Here is a 5778-nt window from a genome sequence, read left to right on the forward strand (position 1 = left end):
GGTGGCAATTTAGGTCTTGGTTATTTAAGCGTTTCGCAATCATTTGCCGGTACTACCTATCGTGGCGCTTTAACAGGGGGCCCGGGAACAGGCTTTTTTGTAACCAGCGGCAATCCATCTATATATCTATATGATGAAAGCCGTACAACTGATAACACTTCCTTTGTAGCCGGTAAAAACGTTGGTATCTATAGTATTACAGGTTCAACAGTAACAACATTATCCGGCAAGCCCGCGGTTCAAACTGCTGGTGTATCTGTGCCTGTCGGCAACAGTTATCTATTCTTCTTTATTGGCGATAACAGCAGTACCGCTGTTTCGTCAGCCGCAAGGCCATCTCCTGAAAACACAACCGTTACCGCTGTTGGTTATTTAAATCAGGGAAATGTACCGGTTAAATTCTGGAATACCGGTAGCACAGCTATACCCTACCATACTGGTACCGGGGCTATTTTGCCTGGCTACAACCAGGTAGGTAATCCATACGCAAGCACAATTAATTTAAAAACTGTATATTCAGATAACTACAATGTCACTACAAACGCTATAAGCCCAATTTTTTGGGAAATGAATGAACCAGGCCAAACGTATATTTCCTATAACGCTAAAGATAGTACAACATCGAATACCAAGGCCAGTAAATATATTGTGAGCGGGCAAGGTTTTATTGTTGATGCTACCGCTACAGGACAAACTATAACTTTTAAAGAAGATCAAAAGGTAACCTACCCTGCCATCACTAATGCTACAACACCGGCTTTGCTTATGAGTACCAAAGGTGATATTGCCCTGCTAAACAAAAGCTTTAAGTCCACAGCTAATGAGCCACTTTTAACAGGCTTGCACCTCCAGTTGACAAAAGATAGCCTGGTTAACACGCAATGCGGCATTTACTTCAATAAAAACTGGGACGACGGTTATCATAATACAGAAGATGCCCTGGATTTGGACGGGATGTCGCCTAAGGTATTCATGTCGAGTTATTCTGTTGATGGTGTACGAACATCAATAAACCAGCTGGGCGATTATGCAGCAAAGGGTAAAAAGGTTAAATTATTTGTAAAAGCTACAAGCAGCGGTTTGTATACTATTGACCTGGTTGATATTAAAAATATTGACAGCATTAAATATAAACTTTACCTGCTTGATCATTTCAAAAAAGATTCCCTGGATATTGGCAAATACAAGTCATATAACTTCAACATTGTAACAACAGATACCACTACTTTCGGTGCCAACCGTTTTGACCTGTCAATTCAACGAGTACCCGGGCACAAATACCAATTGGCAACCTTTAACGCGCAAAAGGCTACCGATGGGATACTGGTAACCTGGCGGGCATACGATGAGGGAGGCAATTATTTCTTTACGCTTGAAAAACAGCAAGCAGGCGGAACAGATTATTCGCCGGTATATGAAATACAAAGCAATGGAGCTACCATTTATAAATACACTGATAAAGCACCAAATACAGGTAATAATGTATACCGCTTAAAGCAGGTTGACCTATATGGCAATATCACTTATTCGGGCCCGGTAAATATTTACTATGACAAATCAGGGAATGCCAGCATGTTTAGCGTGTACCCCAATCCAACAGCCGAAACCTTAAATGTAAACGTAACCAATGGTAAAACAACCACAGCGGCATCAAGCTATAAACTAAATATTTACGATGCAACAGGTACATTAGTGATGCAAAAAACATCAGATAACTATAGCTGGGGCGAAAATGTATCCCAATTTAAACCAGGCATTTATATTGTTGAATTGAATGATAATAGTGGCAACTCGTTGGGGAAAGCTAAATTTTTAAAAAAATAGATTTAAATAATTTTAAGTAATGAGAAGTTGTAAAAGTGAGTTAAGTATTATTTWCCGTTTATTAACYGTTTTAATTTTTATYGCTATTCCAATAATGAGYCAKGCGCAAAGCGATATAGGTTGTAATGGCGAAGATCCWTATGACAATACATGCCCGCTTGATACCTGGATAATTGTATTGGTAATAATAGCGGGTATATTTACCGCCATCCATTTGCATCACAAACAAAAATCCCTTCGGGCCTGAGACTCGAAGGGATTTTTAAATTTATTGCTTGCAGGTGAAATAAATTTGACTTAAGCTTTTTTAGTTTCTAAATTAACTGGAGCATGGCCGGTGTAATTCAGGTTAATTTGTTGTAAAATACCGTTAACTACCTTAGGTAATTCTTTTAAAGTTGTTTTTGGATTATGTAATTCGCCAACACCAAAACCACGCCATATCAACTGCTTTGTATTACGGTCAATAATGTCGATGATCAAAGTACCCTCTTTGTAAGGTACGCGGGCCATAACTCCACCTGCGCCATAATAAGGGTATCCCCAGCCCCAACCGTAGCCAAAGCCACCGTAACCATAAAACGGGCGGTACCCCCAGCCAAAGCCGCCCCAGCCCCAGCCGGAGTAAAGTGAGCCATAATATGCAGGGTAAAATTCATTTTTTACGCCCCGCCCGGTCACTGTAGAGTAGCTTACCAGCAAATCCGGATCAGTTTCCTGTAATTTAAGGCCTTTAGCCGTTAATGCCTGGATGGTAGTTTCTTTAACCTTCTCGTCGGCAATTTCTTTTTTCACTATACCACCTGCCTTGTTTGGCTGCGCATCTGGCGGAAGCCAGGCAAATGTACGGTAGGCAGAAAGATTTGTTTTATTTTTTGCTGCGGTGTAATAAGTGTAACTGCTGCAAGCAGATAGGGCAGATACCAGCAACAATACCAGCCCTAAATTAATGGTTGTTTTCATGACAAATTAGCTCTGTTGTATTTGAGTATTAGACTTATGAAAAACAAAAGGTTTAATTTAAATATTATTTATTTAAATTAACTAACTGGGCGTATAATTTCTCGGTTGGCAGGCCCACTACATTGGTGTATGAGCCATATATTTTTTCGATGCCGATAAGTCCAATCCGCTCCTGGATCCCGTATGAACCGGCTTTATCAAGAGGGTTATATTCAGCCACGTAACTGGTGATCTCTTCCAAACTCATCTTGCGGAAAAACACTTCCGATACATCAAAAAAGTTATTGTATTTATGCTTATATAACAGGCACACCCCGGTAATCACCAAATGCACCTTGCCCGATAGCATTTGCAGCATTTGAATGGCATGTTCAGGCGTTTCGGGTTTACCTAATATCCGGTCATCAACACAAACAATGGTATCGGCAGTAAGCACTACCTCATCTCCTATCGTTTCGTCAAAAGCTTCGGCTTTTTTACGGGCTATATAAACGGCAACTTCCTGTGGTGTTAAACCATCGGGATATGATTCATCCACGTCTTTCAACACTACCTCGTACTCCAGGTCCATCAAGCGCAAAAGCTCCTGCCTGCGTGGCGATTTGGATGCGAGAATGATTTTGGGAATATTCATTTTGGATGAAGGATTTATGGATGAAGGATTTGTGGACGAAGGATTTATGGACGAAGGATTTTCAGACAAAGGACTTTCAGACAAAGGATAAAAGACTTTTGACTTTTGACTTAATTTACCAGCTATAAGCTTCCTGGCTCATCCACTTATCCTGTACCTTAAGTACTTTTTCAATGATGTCCCTGGCGCAGCCTTTGCCGCCACCATATGGTGATACATAAGCACTTACTGCTTTTATTTCTTCAACAGCATCGGCAGGACAAACGGGTAAACCGGCAAGTTTCATTACTTCCAGGTCGGGTATATCATCGCCCATGTATAACACATTGGTAGCAATAATAGCCTTCTCTTCCAGGTAAATTTTAAAACGCTGCGATTTGGTATGTGTACCCATATAAACATCCTGGATCCCCAGGCTATTTAAACGGTATATAGCACTTTTTGACCTGCTGCCAGATATGGCACAAACATTATAACCGCATTTAACGGCCAACTGCAGGGCATAACCATCCTTTATATTAAAAGCCCTGCTTTGCTCGCCGCTCTCGGTCACAAAAACAGAACCATCTGTAAGCACTCCATCCACATCAAAAATAAATGTGGTTATATCTTTTAATTTATTTAGAAATGACTCCATTATTTTATTTATGATTTCACCGATTATTGAGGTGAGAGCACCGATTTAAGAATGATCTCTCTTTAAAAACGACCTAACCACTCACAACTGCCTACTCACCACTTACTAACCTATTGATTATCCCGCCACTCATATACCCAGGCCGATTGAATCTGCTCCAGGTGACCTTCGTTTGACTCGCTCCTTGTGCCGGCAAAGTTGGGCAGGCTTAGCACCCACTCCAATAGTTCGGTAAACCGGATCCGGTATATTTTCGATTCGTCAAAGTCATTACCAAACTTTTCATAAAGTTCAATAGCAATATCTTCGTAGTCGTTCCAGTGAATTGGTAAGGCAAATTTGTTCTCGCTCATTTTTTTTGGTTATATACTTAATTACGCGATACGCTGTGTATGTACGTTGTTTCTATCTTAGTGCTTTCGGGGGCTTAATAAACACCTTAATGACCAAGGAACTGCGATTGATCCGGCAGGGTAACCTCTATATCGCCATCAACAATTACACACTGGCAACCCAGGCGCGAGTTGATCCGTGGGTCAACGGCCCTGTCAATAAAATCCTCCTCTTTATCAGATATTTCCTGGACGCTGTCCATTCCTTTATTAACGTAAACATGGCAGGTGCTGCATCCGCAAACGCCGCCACAATTATGCTGTAGTTCGATGCCATTCTCCAGGCACACGTCTAATACAGATTCTCCCTCGGCTATTGGCAGTTCAATTGTATTGTGCCCATTCTCCTCGAAGTTTATCTTTACTTTAAAAATGTTCATTTAGGCAAAAGTAACAAAATTACTTATCCCCGTGCCCTCCATTATTGTTTTTGATAATACCCTGACTTAGCAATGTATAAATCTGTTGCAATTGGGGCTGGTCGGCAAGCATTTCCAGGTGCTTATTCATAGTTATTTGATCGTTACGCACCGCCGGACCGGTTTGCACTGCTGCAGGTGATTGTTGCTGCACTTTTTGGGCGGTTTCCAGTATCAGTGGCCTTAGTAAATTAAAGTCCATTTCGTGATCAGTTAGCAGTTGCCTTGACACCTCAAACAAGTAATTAGGGAAATTACATGCAAACACTGCTGCCAGGTGCAATATTTTACGCCCTGCCGAGTTAACGCCATAAATATTACTGCTTACTGTTGTTGCAAGTTGCTCTAAATCAGCATAAATCCTATCACTTGCTGCTTCAATACATAGTGGAACGGTTGCAAAATCAACTTCGCGGTTTTTGCTAAAGGTTTGAAGGGGATAAAGCACTCCGGCTTTATCGGTAAAAGTCAATAATACATCCAGGTTTGTTGAGCCTGAGGTATGCACTATTAGTTTTCGATGTATGGCCAGTGTTTGGCTAACCGGAGCAATGGCATCATCTTTAACCGCGATAATAAATATATCTGTATTGGGGTTAATGTCGCTGATCGCATTTATGGCAGTAGCGCCTACATGATACGCTAATAACGCTGCATTGTGCATGTTTGGGCTATAAACCTGTACTATCCGATGACCGGCATTTTTAAAAGCTGCCGCCATGTGTGTTGCCACATTGCCCGATCCTATTAATGTTATGCGCATATTAATTTTACAATTTATACCCTAAACAGGTTAAAACCAATTAAATATTTGTGTATTTTAGTAAACATCATCTAAATACGCTATGAAAATACTTAAAGTAAGTATAATAATTATAATATTCCTGGTTGGCGCAGCCTCTTTAATAT

The 5778-nt window shown here is 40.8% G+C and carries 7 protein-coding genes; 1 reads left to right on the forward strand and 6 read right to left on the reverse strand.

Annotation, left to right across the window (positions count from 1 at the left end):
* On the forward strand, positions 1 to 1824 hold a 1824-nt coding region (locus AC1DPZ_RS20620), incomplete at its 5' end, for a T9SS type A sorting domain-containing protein (RefSeq protein ID WP_477406933.1).
* A gap of 297 nt (positions 1825 to 2121) precedes the next feature.
* Here the strand turns inward: AC1DPZ_RS20620 and AC1DPZ_RS20625 are convergent.
* The 6 genes from AC1DPZ_RS20625 to AC1DPZ_RS20650 form a co-directional block, all read right to left on the reverse strand.
* Positions 2122 to 2787 carry a DUF4136 domain-containing protein gene (locus tag AC1DPZ_RS20625; RefSeq protein WP_477406935.1) on the reverse strand — a complete coding sequence of 222 codons (666 nt, stop codon included), beginning with the start codon at positions 2785 to 2787 and terminating at the stop codon, positions 2122 to 2124.
* 64 nt (positions 2788 to 2851) lie between these two features.
* Positions 2852 to 3421 (reverse strand): Maf family protein, encoded by a 570-nt coding sequence (locus tag AC1DPZ_RS20630; RefSeq protein WP_477406937.1) that lies wholly within the window; start codon positions 3419 to 3421, stop codon positions 2852 to 2854.
* A gap of 115 nt (positions 3422 to 3536) precedes the next feature.
* Positions 3537 to 4058 (reverse strand): KdsC family phosphatase, encoded by a 522-nt coding sequence (locus AC1DPZ_RS20635; protein WP_477406939.1) that lies wholly within the window; start codon positions 4056 to 4058, stop codon positions 3537 to 3539.
* Positions 4059 to 4168: 110 nt separating this feature from the next.
* A complete protein-coding gene (iscX, locus tag AC1DPZ_RS20640) occupies positions 4169 to 4411 on the reverse strand; it encodes a Fe-S cluster assembly protein IscX (protein ID WP_477406941.1) in 243 nt (80 codons plus the stop codon).
* 86 nt (positions 4412 to 4497) lie between these two features.
* A complete protein-coding gene (locus AC1DPZ_RS20645; RefSeq protein ID WP_477406943.1) occupies positions 4498 to 4830 on the reverse strand; it encodes a 2Fe-2S iron-sulfur cluster-binding protein in 333 nt (110 codons plus the stop codon).
* A 19-nt stretch (positions 4831 to 4849) separates the two neighbouring features.
* Positions 4850 to 5632 carry a Rossmann-like and DUF2520 domain-containing protein gene (locus tag AC1DPZ_RS20650; RefSeq protein ID WP_477406945.1) on the reverse strand — a complete coding sequence of 261 codons (783 nt, stop codon included), beginning with the start codon at positions 5630 to 5632 and terminating at the stop codon, positions 4850 to 4852.
* Between the last annotated feature and the right edge of the window lie 146 nt (positions 5633 to 5778).

The organism is Mucilaginibacter sp. P4_G9 (assembly GCF_056400985.1).